This is a genomic window from Loktanella sp. D2R18, assembly GCF_003318235.1.
In the GTDB taxonomy this organism is placed as follows: Bacteria; Pseudomonadota; Alphaproteobacteria; order Rhodobacterales; family Rhodobacteraceae; genus Yoonia.
In genome coordinates, this window is the sequence record NZ_QOCG01000004.1 from 90,553 (window position 1) to 107,484 (window position 16,932).

Below are 16,932 nucleotides of genomic sequence, written 5' to 3' on the forward strand. Positions count from 1 at the left end.
AATTTTACAATACGAAAAAGGGCACCTACTTGCGTAGGTGCCCTTTCCTTCACTGGGTACGTACCGTTGCGCGAACAGATGGTACGGTGCCTTGTGATTCCTATTCGCCGCCACCCAATTGGTGGACATAGGCCGTCACCGCTTGGATTTCGGCCTCTGTCAGACGTGTGCCCCAGTTGGGCATGACCCCAAATCGGGCGTAGCGCACGGTTTCTTCCAATGTGTCGGCATCGCCACCATAAAGCCAGATCGCGTCGGTCAGATTTGGCGCTCCGAGGTCGCGGCTCCCGGTACCGTCATCGGCGTGACAGGCAGCGCAGTTATCATAGAAGATCGTTGCCCCCGCTTCGGCCAATGTGGCGTCGTGTTCTTGGTTCGAGATCGACCGTACATGCTGCACAACCGCGTCGATTTCATCATTCGTTAGAATTTCGTCAAAAGCCGTCATTTCAGAATAGCGCGCATCCCAATCATCTTCGTTGCGGATACCGTGGCGCACTGTGTAGCTGATGTTTTCAAAGTCACCGCCCCAGAGCCAATCATCATCCAAAAGGTTCGGATAGCCTTTGGCCCCTGCCGCACCCGACCCGTGACAAGTCGAACAATTCGTACGGAAAACGGCCGCACCTGCAGATGTCGCATAGCGCATCAGCTCTTCGTTCTCGGAAAGCGTATTGAGATCCGCCGCCGCAAGCTGTGCTGAAATCTCGGCGTTTGCCTCTTCGAAACGGGCAATGTCTGCCGCCACTTCACCCCGAGTGGAATATCCCAGCAGACCCTTGGTCGCGCCTGAAATCATCGGCCAAGCAGGATAGGCAATCGAGTACGCGACCGCCCAGACGATACACATATAAAGCGTATACAGCCACCAGCGCGGTAACGGGTTGTTCAGTTCTTTAATCCCGTCCCAGTCGTGGCCTGTGGTGTCGGTGCCTGTGACCTCATCAATGTCTTTATGTTCGCTGCTCATGATTGCAGCTCCTTGATACTAGTGTTTTTGCTGGTGGGCGTCTCAACGCTACCGGGCGCAACTTCGTTACGAAACGGGATGTTAGCAGTATCGGCATGCACCGACTTACTGCCAGGGCGGAATGCCCAAACGATTACCCCAAGGAAAAATAGGGTCATCGCCAGCAAAACCCAGCTGTCGGCGATTTCACGCAGGATAGAATAGGTATCCATGATCTGTCTCCTTTACCGGCTTGCGTCTGGGGTGAAGGTCGAGAAGTCGACCGTTGTACCCAGCATTTGAAGATAGGCCACAAGCGCATCCATTTCGGACACACCCGGTGCGCCGTCAAAGTTACGGACTTGCGCGCCGGGGTAACGTTCCAGCAGATCATCATATGAATCGCTATAAGGATCGATCTGCGCCAAGACGTCAGATTCCGCGGCTTCGATCATTTCATCAGTGTATGGCACACCAACGACCCGGTGTGTCGCCACAACGTCAGCCGCATATTCTGCGTTGACCTCAACATCCAACAAATACCCATAGCCCGGCATAATGGATTCAGGCACAACCGATTGCGGGTCCGTCATATGATCGATATGCCAAGCGTCCGAATACTTACCGCCGACCCGGGCCAGATCAGGCCCGGTCCGCTTTGATCCCCACTGGAACGGGTGATCATACATCGATTCCGCAGCCAATGAATAATGGCCGTACCGCTCAACTTCGTCACGCATTGGGCGGATCATTTGACTATGGCAGACGTAGCAGCCTTCGCGAACATAGATGTCACGCCCCGCCAATTCGAGCGGCGAATATGGGCGTACCCCTTCGACCTCCTCAATCGTGTTCTCGAGATAGAACAGTGGCGCGATTTCAACGATCCCACCAATGCTCACGACCACAAGCGATGCAACCAATAGCAAGGTTGGGCTCCGCTCAAGGACGCCATGTTTGGCCAGGAAGCCTTTGTTTTCTTGTGTATCAGACATATTCCTGATCCTTATGCTGTTGGGACGCCGACAAGGGCTTTTTGGCGTGCGCCACCCTTGATGGTCATGAAGATGTTCCACGCCATGATTAGCGCACCAGTCAGGTACAAGACCCCACCCAATCCGCGCACAACGAGCATCGGAAATTTGGCGGAAACAGTGTCAGCAAAGCTGTTCACAAGGAACCCATTGGCATCAACTTCACGCCACATCAGGCCTTCCATGATGCCGGTGACCCACATTGAAGCGGCATATAGAATGATGCCGATTGTGGCCAACCAGAAGTGCCAGTTGATCGCGGACATCGAATACATTCCTTCTTTACCCCAAAGACGTGGCGCCAAGAAATACAGAGCCGAGAAGGTAATCATCCCGTTCCAACCAAGCGCACCAGAGTGCACGTGACCAATGGTCCAGTCGGTATAGTGAGACAGGCTGTTAACTGCACGGATCGACATCATCGGGCCTTCAAATGTAGACATACCATAGAACGCGAGGCTGATCACCATCATCCGAATGATCGGATCTGTACGCAGCTTGTCCCAGGCCCCTTGCAGGGTCATCAGACCGTTAATCATCCCGCCCCATGAAGGCATCCAAAGGATGATCGAGAACACCATGCCCAGTGTCGATGCCCAATCAGGCAACGCAGTGTAGTGCAAGTGGTGCGGACCCGCCCAGATATAAAGGAAGATCAGCGCCCAGAAGTGAATGATCGACAGCTTGTAGGAATAGACCGGACGACCCGCTTGCTTGGGCACAAAGTAGTACATCATCCCAAGGAAACCAGCGGTCAAGAAGAAGCCAACCGCGTTATGGCCATACCACCACTGCGTCATGGCGTCTTGGACACCCGCAAAGAGCTGCACAGATTTGCTGCCCCAAATGCTGACCGGAACGGAAAGGTTGTTCACAAGGTGCAACATCGCGACGGTGATGATGAAAGAGAGAAGGAACCAGTTCGCAACGTAGATGTGTTTTTCTTTGCGCTTGAAAATGGTTCCCAAATAAACCGCCAAGAAGGCGACCCAGACGATAGTTAACCAAATATCGACATACCATTCGGGTTCGGCGTATTCTTTCGACTGCGTCGCCCCAAGCAGGTAACCTGTCGCGGCAAGCACGATAAACAGATTATACCCCCAAAACACAAACCACGACAGGTTTCCGCCCCACAACCGCGCGCCGCAGGTACGTTGCACGATGTAGAATGACGACATGATCAGCGCGTTGCCCCCAAAGGCAAAAATTACCGCACTTGTGTGCAGTGGGCGCAACCGACCAAAGTTCCCGTAAGGTTGAAGAAACTCAAAGTTAAGCGCAGGAAAGGCAAGCTGGAAGGCGATGACGACACCGACTAAGAACCCCACAACACCCCAAAAGGTCGTTGCGATGACACCCGCGCGGACGACATCGTCCATATAGCCATCGGTTGCCACTGGCTTGATCGGTTCATCTGTTTGGCGCAACGTGCGTAAAAACAAATAGCCTGCAACAAGCATAATAATGACCGCATGCACCACGTAGGCGATATCACGCCCCCAGTTTGCCGCGATGGCCGCGAACAGGGTGATTATCCCCAACACGACCAGCTTAACATAGTTCCCCATCCGAGAATCCCCTTCGTTTGCCGCGCCCAACACCGGGCACAACATTTGCTTACGACTCTCGTAATGGTGAACGGGCTGTGTTTCGTCTTTGACATGGATCAAGACACCGCGATCCAGATTAGCCGATGGTAGTGCCTAGGTGCGGCTTGCGCGAACGGTCGCCCTACCGTCGAAACCGAAAAGGGAACCGCCAGTCAATGGATTACAAAATCATTGCAACCGTTCTGACCAGCCAAGATGACGCGCCCGACGCGTTGAATGCAGCAATCGCGCTTGCAACTGATATGAACGCGCATCTGGATATTTACATCGCCACCATCAGCCACACCGAAACCAATAATTACTATTTGGGCGCAGAGGCAATCTTGGTCGCTGAGCAAACCCGCGACGCGATGGCCGCGCGCGAAGAAATCGAGGCGTGGCTTGAGGAGCGGATGAAAGGCGAAGTCATCCGCTGGTCGTCAAAGGCTGCGACAGTGCAAGGCCCAGCCCTGACAGGGTATTTGGCACGCAGCTTGCGGTTTTCTGATTTGGTCGTGCTCCCACGCCCCTATCAAGACAACCCAGAAACCGCCGCAGTCGTCGAAGCCTGCCTATTTTCTGCAGAACGCCCGGTTTTGATGATCCCTGAAGGTTGCGAAATGCCAGCGCATGGCGGGCGTATTCTTATGGGGTGGAATGATGGTGCAGAGGCGCTTGCCGCCGCTCGGGCAGCGTTGCCATTGCTCGAAAAATCGGACCAAACGGACATCTGTATCATCGATCCGCCCGTCCACGCGGCTGACCGTTCTGACCCCGGCGGGGCAATGGCACAGTTTTTAATGCGGCACGGAACAAAGACTCAGGTTGACGTTTTGGCAAAAACAGAGCCACATGTCGGCGAGATACTGCTGCGTCATGCTCGGGAGGTTGGCGCACAGATGATCGTATCCGGTGCTTATGGCCATTCCCGCCTGCGCGAAGCCGTCCTTGGCGGCGCCACGCGCAGCCTATTGGAAATGGCGGACCGGCCGATCTTAATGTCGCGCTAAGTCTTGCGACATATGTAAGGTGGGCGTGCTTGTGTTTTGGGAGGATCGCAAGCAACGCCCATCTTTCAACCACAGGTCATAGCAGACTGATACAACTGCCACAGTTTTTGCCCGCGCGGCGGATTTAGCCTGCAGACCCAATCGATTTGCCCTTCCAAGGACAAACAATGCACGTGGTCCAAGCGACGTGAAACATCAGCATGGCGCAATGCATGAATTTTGGCTTTGATCAGATCATATTGGGCGCGCGGCACATTGAGGTGCTGGTTCACCACAATCCCGGTTACCACCTGACGCTGCGTTGCATTGCGCACTCGCGTCTTTCGCGGATTAAGAACGAATCCTTCCTCCTGTAGAATTTGTGGGACTGCCCTAGTCAGCACGGGCGCGATTCCTGCGTCACCCGAAAATGTGAGATCATCGGCATAACGGCTGTATCGCGCATCCAATGCACGCGCGAGCCCAGCCAAACGGCGATCTAGCGTAAATGCAATCAAATTCGCTAATGCAGGTGACGACGGCGCGCCCTGCGGTAAATGCGGGGTCCGCATCGACTGACCTTGCAGATGGGGTAACCGTGCGCGGACCCGCTGTGGCGTCGTGCTCGTACAAAGCCCCGATAAGGTTCTCGCGACCGCATCCGGATATCCTAATCGCCGAAACAGGCCAAAAACCCGCGCGGCCCCGATCCGCGGGAAGAAATCGCGTAGATCAAAGCTGACCACGGTTTGCGCCCCGCAGTGACGGTTCGCCGCTTGGGCACATGACTTTCCACGCACAAAACCAAATGCATCTGGATGAACTGGAACTTTGTCCAATATCCCGCGTAAAATTTGACGTTGTAACGCCTTGAGCCCCGACTTCGGGGCTTCGATCACGCGGTACCCGCCTGCTGGTTTGGGGCGGAGCCCATACAAATAGTGATGTACTGGCGCATCCGGATGCTCGTTGTGGCGGTTCGTGACATCCGCCATATACGCGAGCCGCGCGCCATCAATCACCAACCAATCTGCAAGCGCTGCGAGTGTCGGGATATTGGGCAAATCCAACACTGCGAACGGAAACAACGGGAGCATTTTACCGGAATTCAAATCTGGGTCCGGCCAAACTCCTAGTCGCAAGCATTCACTGTGCAATCGGACAAATGCATCACATGCGCACAAGGCCTTAGAAATCGCGCCCGCGTTCGGTGAAGTCATCGCCTGTAATAACGCCACAAGGTCTTCGGCGATCAATCGTGCTTCGCTGTGAAACTGTGTTGGTATGCGGCGCTTTAATGCGCTGGTGACATCAGGAACCGCCCAACGCCCCTTGGCCAGGCTTGGCGCGATCAACCTCGCAAAGATTTTTAGCGAATTTCTTTTGTCAGGGTACAACGAACGATCTCTGCCTTTCTTGGTCGCGCATCACCCGGACTGGGTAACACCCAGTTACGGTGATGCCGTGTATGCAAAGGTCGTTTGGTCAGACGGGGATACCCCGCCCCATGGTATCAAAGACACCAGCCAGAGATCGCCGTTGCCCCTAAGGCTTAACGCCAAAAAACCGCTGAGACAACACGCCCAATGCGCTAGTCGGCCTCACCGGTTTCATCCTTAAGCGCTTCAACATCGGGCACCGTGATATCGCGGCGGTCGGTAAATGAAATCAGCCCATCGCGCTTTAGCGCTGACATCTGACGGCTCACCGTTTCGATCGTGAGGCCAAGATAATTTGCCATTGTTTCGCGGGTAATTGGCAGGGTGAACGTCGTGCTTTCTGACCTTTGCGCCGACAGCTTCGCCATCCGCGTAGCGATCATATAGAGTAGCGAAGCAATTTTCTCACGGGCGGTTTTACGCCCCAACACCAGCATCCATTCACGCGCCGCATCCAATTCATCCAACGTCATTTCCAAAAGGCGTTGGCCGACATGAGGCGTGTGATCAATCAAACGCTCAAACGGTTTGCGCCGAAAACAGCAGAGCATCACTTCCGTCTCAGCAACCACATCGCAATCGATCGTATCCCGGTTGGGACGACCCAGAAAATCACCGGGCAGCAGCAGCCCAACCATTTGAACGCGTCCGTCCGGCATGGTTCGCGTCAGGCTCGACACACCCGAAACGATGGATCCGACAAATTCCAGTGGATCACCCGCAAAAAAAATCGGCTGGCCGGCGGCAAAGGAGCGATAATACTTGATCGCTTCCAGCTCTTGCATTTCATCAACATCACACTTTGAACAAACCGCATTGTACCGAATGGGGCATTCTTCACAGGAGTTCATCGACGGGACAGAGAGTTTCATAGTTCAAAACCTTGCGGCGGCTGGTCGGTGCCAGTATCGCGCAATCGAACCTAAAGCGCCACTATAAACGCGAGGGAAAGCACGTCGGCAAACCATGCAACCCGACGCTACTCATTACCCCACGCTTAGGATACCGTGCGGTCACAGCTTCAATCCAAAGCTGTGACCGATAATTTAGGCGTTCCCAACTTTTTGTTGCTGCTCGCCAAGCCCTTGAATACCAAGGCGCATCACTTCGCCCCCCTTCAGGTATACCGGGGGATTTTGGCCCATACCAACACCTGGAGGTGTACCAGTTGAAATGACGTCACCCGGTTGGAGCGACATAAAACGGCTGCAATAGGCCACCAAGAAAGGCACTTTATAGACCATCGTCGCGGTGCTGCCGTTTTGATAACGCTTGCCATCGACATCCAGCCACATCGACAAGTTATCGTAATCGCCGACCTCATCGGGGGTCACAAGCCACGGGCCAGTGGGGCCAAACGTATCACAGCCTTTGCCTTTGTCCCAAGTGCCCGCACGTTCGATCTGATATTCGCGTTCTGACACATCATTGACGACACAAAACCCCGCGATGTGGTTCATTGCATCGGCTTCGTCGATGTATGATCCACCCGTACCGATCACGATTCCCAGTTCTACTTCCCAGTCAGTCTTTTCAGAACCACGCGGGATTAAAACATCATCATTCGGCCCGACAACCGCAGATGTCCATTTATTAAAAATCACTGGCTCTGGCGGTACCTCGAGCCCGCTTTCGGCAGCGTGATCTGCATAGTTCAAACCAATGCAGATAAATTTCCCAATATCACCAACGCAGGCACCAAGGCGTAGGTCGTCTTGCGGCGTGCCGGGGACCAGGGGCAACGTCGTGATATCAACGCCGCGCAGTTTGCCGATGCTTTGCGCCGTCAGCGCATCACCTGACAGGTCGGGAATAATTTCTGATAGATCACGCACCTGTCCTTGATCGTCCAAAAGACCGGGTTTTTCCTGACCCGCAGGTCCATAACGCAACAGTTTCATTTTCGCCCTTTCGACATAAAAATAACGGCCCGCCAATTATAACGGGCCGTCGGTTGACCGCAATCAATCGTAAAGAACGGCCTGAATTTCAGCGTCGTCAATGTTGGATTGATCATAGTAGTAGAAACCTGTGTCGATGATCGCAGGTAGCTCTTCACCATTTGTCGCCGCAATCGCGGCCATCACGGTTTCATAGCCGATCCCAACTGGGTTTTGCGTAATCGCACCAGCCATCAGGCCATCGCGGATTGCATCAGTTTGGGCTTTGCCGGAATCGTAACCAATAATGGTCACGCCTTCAGAGCCAAGCTCGCGCACAGCGTTCACAACACCAATTGCAGACCCTTCGTTGGTGCCGAACAGACCGTTCAGACCTGGGTTTGCGATCAGAATGGCTTTGGCAACTTCGGTTGACTGCAACTGGTCGCCTTGACCGTACTGTACGCTGACGACTTCGATGTCAGGATAGTTAGCTTCCATTTGCTCAAGGAACCCATCACGGCGATCGATACCGGTCCGGCTGGTTTGGTCATGTGCAACCACGGCAACAGTCCCAGATCCACCGATCAGTTCCGCCATTTTATCAGCGGCAAGTGCTGCTGCAGCGCGGTTATCTGTGGTGGCAGTTGTCACAGGGATGTCACTGTCGACGCCGCTGTCAAAGGCAACAATCGGGATGCCTGCCTCATGTGCTTGACGCAGCAAAGGAATAGCAGCTTGGCTATCAAGTGCGGCAAAACCAATTGCAGCTGGGTTGTTGGCCAAGGCGGCGGCTAACATATCGATTTGGCGATCGACCATAGCTTCGCTGTCTGGACCTTCAAATGTAATACGCACACCTGCTTCGGCTGCGGCTTGCTCTGCACCGGACTGAACCGCCTGCCAGAACTGGTGTTGGAACCCTTTGGATACAAGCGGGATGTACATTTCTTCCTGCGCCATCGCAGGGGTGGTGCCCATCAGGGCTAGGGCGCTGATTGCACCCATTAGAGTACGGCGTGACAACATGTTTTTCTCCTCCACAGTTGTTTTTGGTCGTATCGTTTCGTGATTAGTTCGATTTGCGGCGGCGCATCATATCTGCGTAAACCGCCAGAATAATAATCGCCCCGGTGACAACGGTTTGCCATTCTTGGGCGACAGAAAGGACACGCAGGCCATTGGTCAGCACCGCCATGATCAGTGCACCGATCAGCGTGCCAATGATTGTACCGCGTCCACCTGACAGCGACGTGCCCCCGATGACGACAGCGGCAATCGCTTCAAGTTCGTAACCAAGGCCAAGTGCGGGCTGCGCGGAATTCAGACGTGACGCAATCAACAGACCACCGATGCCAACAATGGCACCCGACAACGCATAGATCGCGATCTTCCAGCGGTCGGTGTTCACGCCGGATAGGCGCACGGCCTCTTCATTCGATCCCAGCGCAAAGCAATACCGCCCCAGGACTGTCCGGCTTAGGATATAAGACGCGATGCCTGCCACAATGAATAATATCAGCACGCCATTCGGGATCGGCAGGAATGGCAGAACCTCACCAATTAATGACCCCCGCGAAATGAGGTCAAAACCCGGCGTATCATTGAAATAGATCGGACGGGTCCCCGAGATCACGAGGCTCAACCCCTTCAGGATCAGCATCATACCGAGCGTGGCAATAAACGGCGGAATTTTCAGCTTGGCGACGAAAGTGCCCGAACACAGCCCGCAGAACGCGCCAGCCCCAATCGCCGCCACAACGCCCAATGGCAACGGCAGCCCGGCCTTGGTCAACACGACCCCGGCCATGACGGCACAAAACGTCATCATCGTGCCGACAGACAAATCAATCCCGCCTGTGATAATCACGAGCGTCGCAGCGATTGCCAGCACGCCATTCACGCTGGTCGCTTGCAAAATCGCGATCATGTTGGATGTTTGCATAAAGTTTGGCGATGCGAGCGAAAACACGATAAGCAAGACGATCAGCGACGCAAACGCCAGCAATCTTTGGTGCATCAACGCGCCAATCAGCTTGGACGCCATTGTCTGCGCGGGGCCTGTGGTTAACGTTGTCATCTTATTCTCCCACTGGGGCGGCTTCACGCCGGGTCGCCAGTTCCATGATTTGTTCTTGTGCGGTGTCTGCCCCGCCTGGCAAAATCCCAGTCAACCGCCCTTCACACATCACCGCGATACGGTGGCTGAGGCGCATGACCTCGGGCAATTCCGAGCTGATCACGATAATCGCACGCCCTTGGGCAGCGAGGTCTTCGAGAAGGCGATAGATTTCAGATTTTGCGCCGACATCAATGCCGCGCGTGGGTTCATCGAAGATCAAAATATCACAGTCGCGTAGCAACCATTTTGCGATCACAACCTTTTGCTGGTTGCCCCCCGACAACAGACCGACGTCTTGTGTGTCTGATGGGGTCCGAATGCCAAGCTGTTCGATGAACCCATCCGCCGTTTGCTTCATCGCAGCTTCGTTCAAGACACCTGTCTTGCTCGTAAACTTGCCCATCGCGGCCATCGCGATATTGGCGCGTACGCTCATATCCAGCGCGAGACCAAAGTGTTTACGGTCCTCTGACAGATACCCGATGCCTGCGCCAACGGCGTCATAGGGGCTGCGGATGTTGCAGGCCTGCCCGTGTACCAAAATGTCACCGCCATCACGCCGGTCAGCACCAAAAATGATCCGCGCTACTTCAGTCCGTCCAGCGCCCATCAAACCTGCAAACCCAAGGATTTCGCCTTTTTTGACACTAAAACTGACATCGTGAATTTCACGGCCTCGGCGCAACCCTCGTACTTCAAGCGCGATTTCCGCACCCGAGGTGTCAGGGATAATTGGCGGCTCTTCTTTGACTTCACGCCCGACCATCAGTTCAATAATCTTGGCAAGCGGCGTCTGCGCGGCATCAAGCGTGTCAATCCACGCGCCGTCCCGCATCACAGTGACGCGGTCCGCAATGCGCTTAATCTCATCCATCTTATGGCTGATATAGATAATGCCCACACCGTCTGCCTTGAGTCGGCGAATGACTTCGAACAGTTCCGCGATTTCGACATCATTCAAGGCCGCTGTCGGTTCATCCATGATCAAAACGCGCGGCTTGTAGGACAGAGCCTTGGCGATTTCGATCAACTGCTGACGGGCGATAGTTTGATCGCCGGCATGCGCACGTGGGTCCATGTCGAGGTTCATTGATGCGAAAATTTCGGCAGTTTGGGCGTTTAGCGCGGATTCATCCAAGCGGCCAAAGCTGCGGCGCGGTTCGCGGCCGATGAACACATTTTGGGCGGCGGTCAGATCGTTCATCAGGCTCAGTTCCTGATGGATAATGCCGATCCCCATATCTTGGGCGGCGCGCGGGCTATCAGGTGGGTTGTCGAAGCCATCGATCGCCACGGTGCCCCCGTCGCGCGTGTAAACACCTGACAGGATTTTCATCAGAGTCGATTTGCCCGCACCGTTTTCACCCATCAGCGCGTGGACTTCGCCACTGTGCAGGTCGAACTGCACGTTTTTCAGCGCATGCACGCCCGGAAACCGCTTTTCGATGCCCGTCATATCGACAAGTTTTGTCATTGTGCTGAGATCCTCCCAAACCTTGGCGCGATACTAGATCGTCACACCGCCATCGACCAAGGACGCTTGCCCTGTGACATAGCTGCTGTCGTCGGACAGCAAATGAACGATTGTCGGTGTCATGTCGTCGACCGTCGCCAGCCGCCCAATAGGTTGACGCGCAGCAAAGTCTTTTTCGGCTTGTACAGGATCATCAAAAGCATCGATCCGACCACGCAAGGACGGGGTATCGACCGTCCCCGGGCACAGCGCGTTGCAGCGCAGACCTTGACCTACGAAATCGGCGGCAATCCCCTTGGTCAGGCCCAAAACGGCGGCTTTGGTTGCGCCATATGCAGTGCGCATCGGGAACCCTTTGATCGATGACGCCATAGACGACATGTTTAAGATTGATGCGGTACCCGTGATCTTCGCACGGCGTAGCATACCCGGAATAAACGCACGGCAAATCCGCAGCATCGACGTCACATTTACATTCAACGACAGCTCCCAATCGGCGTCAGAAATGTCTAGCACCGTGCCGTTGTGGACCATGCCAGCACAGTTAAATAGCCCATCAAGGTCAGGCAGGTCATCGGCAAGAGCCAAAATTGCAGCAGCGTCGGTCACGTCAAAATAACGCGTTTCAATGCCGTCGATATCACCAAGTGTCGCAAGCGCATCGCGGTTCACATCCGTAGCAATGACGTTCGCGCCTTCTGCAGCACAGGCAATCGCGGCGGCACGCCCCATTCCTTGGCCCGCGGCTGTAATCAGGATCGTTTTGTCTTTTAGTCGCATTATGGGCTCCTCCCGTAGTATCGCTTACATCACTGCGCCAATTTGCCATGGCACGAATTCAACGCCGCCAAAGCCAAGTTCTTCGCTTTTTGTTTTTTCGCCAGAGGCGACACGAATGAACAATTCGAACAGATCGCGCCCCTTGTCTTCGATCGACACACCTTCAGAAACGATATCTCCGCAATTCATGTCCATGTCTTCGGATAGGCGCGCATACATTTCGCTATTGGTGGCAATCTTGATGCCGGGCGTCGGCATATAGCCAGACACAGACCCGCGCCCCGTGGTAAACGCAATCAAGTTTGCGCCTGATGCCACTTGCCCGGTAACAGAGCACGGGTCAAAGCCGGGGCTATCCATAAACACGAAACCCGGCTGCGTGATTTTTTCGGCAAATTTGTAAACGTCAGCCAGTGGCGCACTGCCGCTTTTGGCGACCGCCCCCAGTGATTTCTCTAGGATCGTGGTCAGCCCGCCGCGCTTGTTACCGGGGCTTGGATTATTGTCCATTTCGCCGCCATTGCGAGCGGTATAATCTTCCCACCAGCGCACCCGGTCGATCAGTTTTTCGCCCACTTCCGCAGACACAGCACGGCGCGTTAGCAGATGTTCAGCGCCATAAATTTCAGATGTTTCAGACAGGATCGTGGTGCCGCCATGCTGCACAACCAGATCAGACGCCACGCCCAGCGCTGGATTTGCCGTAATGCCCGAATACCCGTCGGATCCACCACACTGCATGCCAACCATGATTTTTGAAATCGGGGCCGGTTGGCGTGTTGCTTGATTGGCAATTGCTGCGACGCCTGCCAATTCGGCCAGACCTTTTTCAATCGTTTTGCGTGTTCCGCCCTCTTGCTGGATCGTCATATAACGCAGCGCGCCATCGGCACGAATGGGCCGCCCGTCGACCAAAGCTGATACTTGCATGACTTCGCAGCCCAGCCCGATCAGCAAGATGCCACCAAAATTCGGATGACACGCATAACCGGACAGGGTGCGGAATAGCGCGTCATAGCCTTCATTTTCGCCGGACATGCCACAGCCGGTGCCATGGGTGATCGGCACGATCCCGTCGACGTTCGGGAACGAATCCAACAGGCCCGACTTTTCAGCGGCCTCGGCGATGAACTTCGCGACGGACCCAGAACAGTTCACTGACGTCAGAATGCCAATATAATTGCGCGTACCGACACCACCGTCGGCGCGATGATAACCATCAAATGTGCGCGAATCGCTGGCATGCACAACGGGCTTTGCCTCGCTCGCAAACGCATAATCCTGGGTATGATCCCCCATGCCAAGGTTATGCACATGGATATGTTCGCCAGCCGCAATGTCTGCCTTCGTCTGGCCAATTGTTTGGCCGTAACGAATCACATTGGCCCCTTTTGCGATGGCGTCACGAGCAATTTTATGGCCGCGCTTGATCGATCCAATCAGCGGCACCGCAACCCCGTCAACGACAGTGCCCGCGTCCAAATCTGCAAGCGCGATAACGATATTATCGTCGTCATGAAGGCAGATAACGTCAGGCATATGGGCATCCTATCTTGGTGCGAAACAATTCGTTAAGAAGTGAAATCACAATTAGCTTTACATGGTTCATATGTCAACTAACATGTCAGTTGAGATCGGAGAAAAGATTTGGCGAACATTACGAATATCTACAGCGGCGCTCTCGCGGACATTGAACAGCTTGACGGCCCCTTGTCGCAACGCGTCTACACAGCGCTGCGCGAAGCCATTCTAGACATGAAGATTTCACCCGGTGAGGTGTTACGCAAATCGACGATCTGCGAACAATTTGGTGTCTCGCGTTCGCCCGTCGCCGAAGCCCTGACCCGGCTTTCAGGTGATGGTCTGGTGGATGTCATTCCTCAATCGGCCACACGGGTCACCCGGTTTTCGCTCGATGAAATTCGCGAAGAATGTTTCTTGCGTGATGCCGTAGAGGTCGCCGCAGTCAAACGTGTCGCGCTCACCCGCACCGACGACCAATTGTTACAACTCTCGCGCAATTTGCGTTTGCAAGGTCTGCTTGTTGAAGACAAGGATTTCCACGGGTTCTTTGAGGCCGACGAAGCCTTTCACGCGATGCTGCTTGAATTTACCGGCTTTCGGTCTGTCGCCGCAATTTCAAATCAATTGTCGTTGCAATTGCGCCGCGCCCGCGTGCTGATCCTACCCGAAGAAGGCCGTCCAGCGGAAACGGTCATTGAACATACCGCCGTGCTGGACGCCATCCGCACAGGCGACGAAGACGGCGCGGCGCACGCCATGCGGCACCATCTTGGGCAGTTGATCGTGCGTATTGAGCCGCTTGAACAACAATACCCCGACTTTTTTCGCTAGGACCTAAAAGGATCACAAAATGCGCGTTACGCAAAAAAACCTGCTCAACAATCGGACAAAAACGCCGGTCGCGTTGACCGCCATGGGGTTTGGGGCCGCCCCTTTGGGTAATCTTTACACTGCGATGTCCGATGCGCAGGCTGACGAAACCCTAGATGCCGCGCTGAGCGCTGGTTTCGCGTATTTTGATACAGCTCCGTTTTACGGGCTAGGCTTGTCTGAACAGCGGGTTGGCAAAGCCCTATCCGCGCACAAGGATATCGTCATTTCGACAAAGGTTGGCCGCCTATTGCACGACTGCCATCCAGATGACGCTACGCCGGAAATGTATGTTGATGTGCCATCGCGCCGGATCACGTTTGATTATTCTTATGACGGGATCATGCGCAGTTATGCCGCCAGTTTGAACCGTTTGAACGGTGCGCGCCCCAATATTTTGTTGCTGCACGACATTGATCCGGGCACCCATGGCCAAGCCGTATCCGACAGGCATTTACGCGATCTATTTGAACACGGCGGCTACCGTGCGTTGCAAGAGTTGCGCGAAAACGGTGATATCGCGGCCATTGGTGCTGGCGTGAACGATTGGAAAATCTGTGAAAGGCTGCTGGGCGAGGCAGAGTTTGATTGTTTCTTGCTTGCCGGACGCTACACGTTATTAGAGCAAGAGGCGCTGGATAGTTTTCTGCCGCTTTGCGAAAAACGTGACGTGGGGATCATCCTTGGTGGCCCTTATAATTCCGGCATTCTCGCGACAGGTGCCGTGCCCGGTGCGCGGTATAATTATATGCCAGCAGAACAACCCATCCTTGACCAGGTCGCCAAGATCGAGGCAGTCTGCGCCAGTCACAACGTGCCCCTGATCGCAGCGGCATTGCAATTTGTGATGGGCCACCCTGCCGTGCGCAGTGTCATCCCGGGCGCTGCGAACCCGACAGAGATCGCCAGCAATGTCGCCGTTTTCAACACAAAAATCCCCGCCGATCTCTGGTCAGACCTACAGGCCGAGGGGTTGATCCGTACCGACGCCCCCTGCCCCAAGGAGTAACACATGCTGCACAACATCCCCCCAATCTTATCGCCTGATTTGCTATGGACGTTGCGCGCGATGGGCCATGGCGATGAGATCGTGATCGCCGATGCGAATTTCCCGGCAGAGGGGCTTGGCCCAAAAACTATCCGCCTTGATGGAAACAGCGCCACGGATACCTTGGCCGCTGTCGTACAGTTGCTGCCGCTCGATATTTATGTGCCGACGCCCGCCCACACGATGAAAGTTGTGGACGCACCAGATACAGTACCTGAAATTGTGACCGCGTTCCAAACGCTGCTCCCCGACCATAAAATCGGGTCGATTGAACGGTTTTCATTCTATGAACGCGCCGCCAAAGCCTTTGCCATCGTGCAAACGGGTGAAACCCGGCTTTACGGCAATATCATCCTCACCAAAGGCGTCATCGGTTCATGAAGATCGACGCACATCAACATTTTTGGGTGCTCGCGCGGGGTGACTATGGCTGGTTAACGCCTGACCTTGCGCCGCTGTACTGTGATTTTCAGCCCTGCGACCTACAACCGCTTTTGACTGCCTGTGACATCGACGGTACGGTTCTTGTTCAAGCAGCCCCGACCGATGCCGAAACCACATATATGCTGTCGCTTGCCGCGCAAAATGATTTCATCCTTGGCGTAGTGGGGTGGGTTGATTTTGACACCACGGACGCCGCCGCACAAATCGCAACGCTTGCAAAGCACCCGAAACTTGTTGGGTTGCGCCCCATGATTCAAGACATCGCAGATGATGATTGGATGCTGCGGCCCGACTTTATGCCGGCGTTTGACGCGATGATCGCAAATGATCTGACGTTTGACGCGCTTGTTCTGCCGCGACATTTGAAAAACCTCGGGACATTGCTTGGCCGCCATCCCAACCTTCGCACTGTGATCGACCACGGCGCGAAGCCTGAAATCCGCGATGGCAAATTTGATGACTGGGCCGCCGATATGACCATGCTTGCGCGCGACACACATGCTTATTGCAAGCTGTCGGGCATCGTCACCGAAGCACACGCTGAATGGGCCCCGGCAGATATTGCGCCTTATGTGAACCACCTCTTGTCCAGTTTCGGGGCGGATCGTATCATCTGGGGCAGCGACTGGCCCGTCTCAAAGCTGGCCGCGACCTATGAACAGTGGCACGATGTAGCGCTTGCATTTGCGGGTACGGATCACGCCGCAATATTTGGCGGCAACGCACAAAAGGCTTACCGCTTGCCGTGATCTGATTGCGCTTTGCGCGAAAACCACGCAAGTTCGCA

At 54.7% G+C, this 16,932-nt stretch carries 17 protein-coding genes; 5 read left to right on the forward strand and 12 right to left on the reverse strand.

Translation table 11 applies throughout. From position 1 onward, the window contains the following. Nucleotides 1-100: 100 nt before the first annotated feature. The 4 genes from ccoP to ccoN are packed head-to-tail and all read right to left on the reverse strand — an operon-like array spanning nucleotide 101 to nucleotide 3,554. Nucleotides 101-970, reverse strand: a complete 870-nt coding sequence (gene ccoP, locus DS901_RS01415) for a cytochrome-c oxidase, cbb3-type subunit III (protein ID WP_181820708.1) — start codon at nucleotides 968-970, stop codon at nucleotides 101-103. Next, the gene (locus tag DS901_RS01420) at nucleotides 967-1,182 is read right to left on the reverse strand and encodes a cbb3-type cytochrome c oxidase subunit 3 (protein WP_113775142.1); all 216 of its coding nucleotides are present in this window, start codon (nucleotides 1,180-1,182) and stop codon (nucleotides 967-969) included. Before DS901_RS01420 ends, ccoP begins: the two co-directional genes overlap by 4 nt. Nucleotides 1,183-1,194: 12 nt before the next feature. Further along, nucleotides 1,195-1,944: a cytochrome-c oxidase, cbb3-type subunit II gene (ccoO, locus tag DS901_RS01425; RefSeq protein WP_113775143.1), complete on the reverse strand. Its 750-nt coding sequence runs from the start codon at nucleotides 1,942-1,944 to the stop codon at nucleotides 1,195-1,197. 11 nt (nucleotides 1,945-1,955) lie between these two features. Continuing rightward, a complete protein-coding gene (gene ccoN / locus DS901_RS01430) occupies nucleotides 1,956-3,554 on the reverse strand; it encodes a cytochrome-c oxidase, cbb3-type subunit I (RefSeq protein ID WP_113775332.1) in 1,599 nt (532 codons plus the stop codon). A gap of 197 nt (nucleotides 3,555-3,751) precedes the next feature. On the opposite strand from ccoN, the gene DS901_RS01435 reads away from it, so the two are divergent. After that, the gene (locus tag DS901_RS01435) at nucleotides 3,752-4,585 is read left to right on the forward strand and encodes a universal stress protein (RefSeq protein ID WP_113775144.1); all 834 of its coding nucleotides are present in this window, start codon (nucleotides 3,752-3,754) and stop codon (nucleotides 4,583-4,585) included. Between the two features lie 65 nt (nucleotides 4,586-4,650). Here DS901_RS01435 and DS901_RS01440 read toward each other — a convergent pair whose 3' ends face one another. The 8 genes from DS901_RS01440 to DS901_RS01475 all read right to left on the reverse strand — a co-directional run bounded on the left by DS901_RS01440 (nucleotide 4,651) and on the right by DS901_RS01475 (nucleotide 13,798). Then, nucleotides 4,651-5,919 (reverse strand): reverse transcriptase family protein, encoded by a 1,269-nt coding sequence (locus tag DS901_RS01440; RefSeq protein ID WP_113775145.1) that lies wholly within the window; start codon nucleotides 5,917-5,919, stop codon nucleotides 4,651-4,653. 236 nt (nucleotides 5,920-6,155) lie between these two features. Continuing rightward, nucleotides 6,156-6,875 carry a transcriptional regulator FnrL gene (fnrL, locus tag DS901_RS01445; RefSeq protein ID WP_113775146.1) on the reverse strand — a complete coding sequence of 240 codons (720 nt, stop codon included), beginning with the start codon at nucleotides 6,873-6,875 and terminating at the stop codon, nucleotides 6,156-6,158. A gap of 174 nt (nucleotides 6,876-7,049) precedes the next feature. Then, nucleotides 7,050-7,904, reverse strand: a complete 855-nt coding sequence (locus DS901_RS01450) for a fumarylacetoacetate hydrolase family protein (RefSeq protein ID WP_113775147.1) — start codon at nucleotides 7,902-7,904, stop codon at nucleotides 7,050-7,052. A 63-nt stretch (nucleotides 7,905-7,967) separates the two neighbouring features. Next, entirely contained in the window at nucleotides 7,968-8,912 is a 945-nt protein-coding gene (locus tag DS901_RS01455) for an ABC transporter substrate-binding protein (RefSeq protein WP_113775333.1), read from the reverse strand. Nucleotides 8,913-8,955: 43 nt separating this feature from the next. Beyond that, the gene (locus tag DS901_RS01460) at nucleotides 8,956-9,963 is read right to left on the reverse strand and encodes an ABC transporter permease (RefSeq protein WP_220150198.1); all 1,008 of its coding nucleotides are present in this window, start codon (nucleotides 9,961-9,963) and stop codon (nucleotides 8,956-8,958) included. A gap of 1 nt (nucleotide 9,964) precedes the next feature. Beyond that, nucleotides 9,965-11,479 (reverse strand): sugar ABC transporter ATP-binding protein, encoded by a 1,515-nt coding sequence (locus tag DS901_RS01465; RefSeq protein ID WP_113775148.1) that lies wholly within the window; start codon nucleotides 11,477-11,479, stop codon nucleotides 9,965-9,967. 33 nt (nucleotides 11,480-11,512) lie between these two features. Beyond that, nucleotides 11,513-12,259, reverse strand: a complete 747-nt coding sequence (locus DS901_RS01470; RefSeq protein ID WP_113775149.1) for an SDR family oxidoreductase — start codon at nucleotides 12,257-12,259, stop codon at nucleotides 11,513-11,515. A 24-nt stretch (nucleotides 12,260-12,283) separates the two neighbouring features. After that, entirely contained in the window at nucleotides 12,284-13,798 is a 1,515-nt protein-coding gene (locus DS901_RS01475) for a UxaA family hydrolase (RefSeq protein ID WP_113775150.1), read from the reverse strand. Nucleotides 13,799-13,906: 108 nt separating this feature from the next. Between DS901_RS01475 and DS901_RS01480 the strand changes: the two genes are divergently transcribed. Genes DS901_RS01480 through DS901_RS01495 form a run of 4 tightly spaced genes read left to right on the forward strand, consistent with a single transcriptional unit; the run spans nucleotide 13,907 to nucleotide 16,894 of the window. Further along, nucleotides 13,907-14,614 (forward strand): GntR family transcriptional regulator, encoded by a 708-nt coding sequence (locus DS901_RS01480; RefSeq protein ID WP_258546620.1) that lies wholly within the window; start codon nucleotides 13,907-13,909, stop codon nucleotides 14,612-14,614. A gap of 19 nt (nucleotides 14,615-14,633) precedes the next feature. Further along, nucleotides 14,634-15,662: an aldo/keto reductase gene (locus tag DS901_RS01485; protein WP_113775151.1), complete on the forward strand. Its 1,029-nt coding sequence runs from the start codon at nucleotides 14,634-14,636 to the stop codon at nucleotides 15,660-15,662. A 3-nt stretch (nucleotides 15,663-15,665) separates the two neighbouring features. Next, entirely contained in the window at nucleotides 15,666-16,082 is a 417-nt protein-coding gene (locus DS901_RS01490; RefSeq protein ID WP_113775152.1) for an RbsD/FucU family protein, read from the forward strand. Next, the gene (locus DS901_RS01495) at nucleotides 16,079-16,894 is read left to right on the forward strand and encodes an amidohydrolase family protein (protein WP_113775153.1); all 816 of its coding nucleotides are present in this window, start codon (nucleotides 16,079-16,081) and stop codon (nucleotides 16,892-16,894) included. The genes DS901_RS01490 and DS901_RS01495 overlap by 4 nt, the downstream gene beginning before the upstream one ends. The last annotated feature ends 38 nt before the right edge of the window (nucleotides 16,895-16,932 follow it).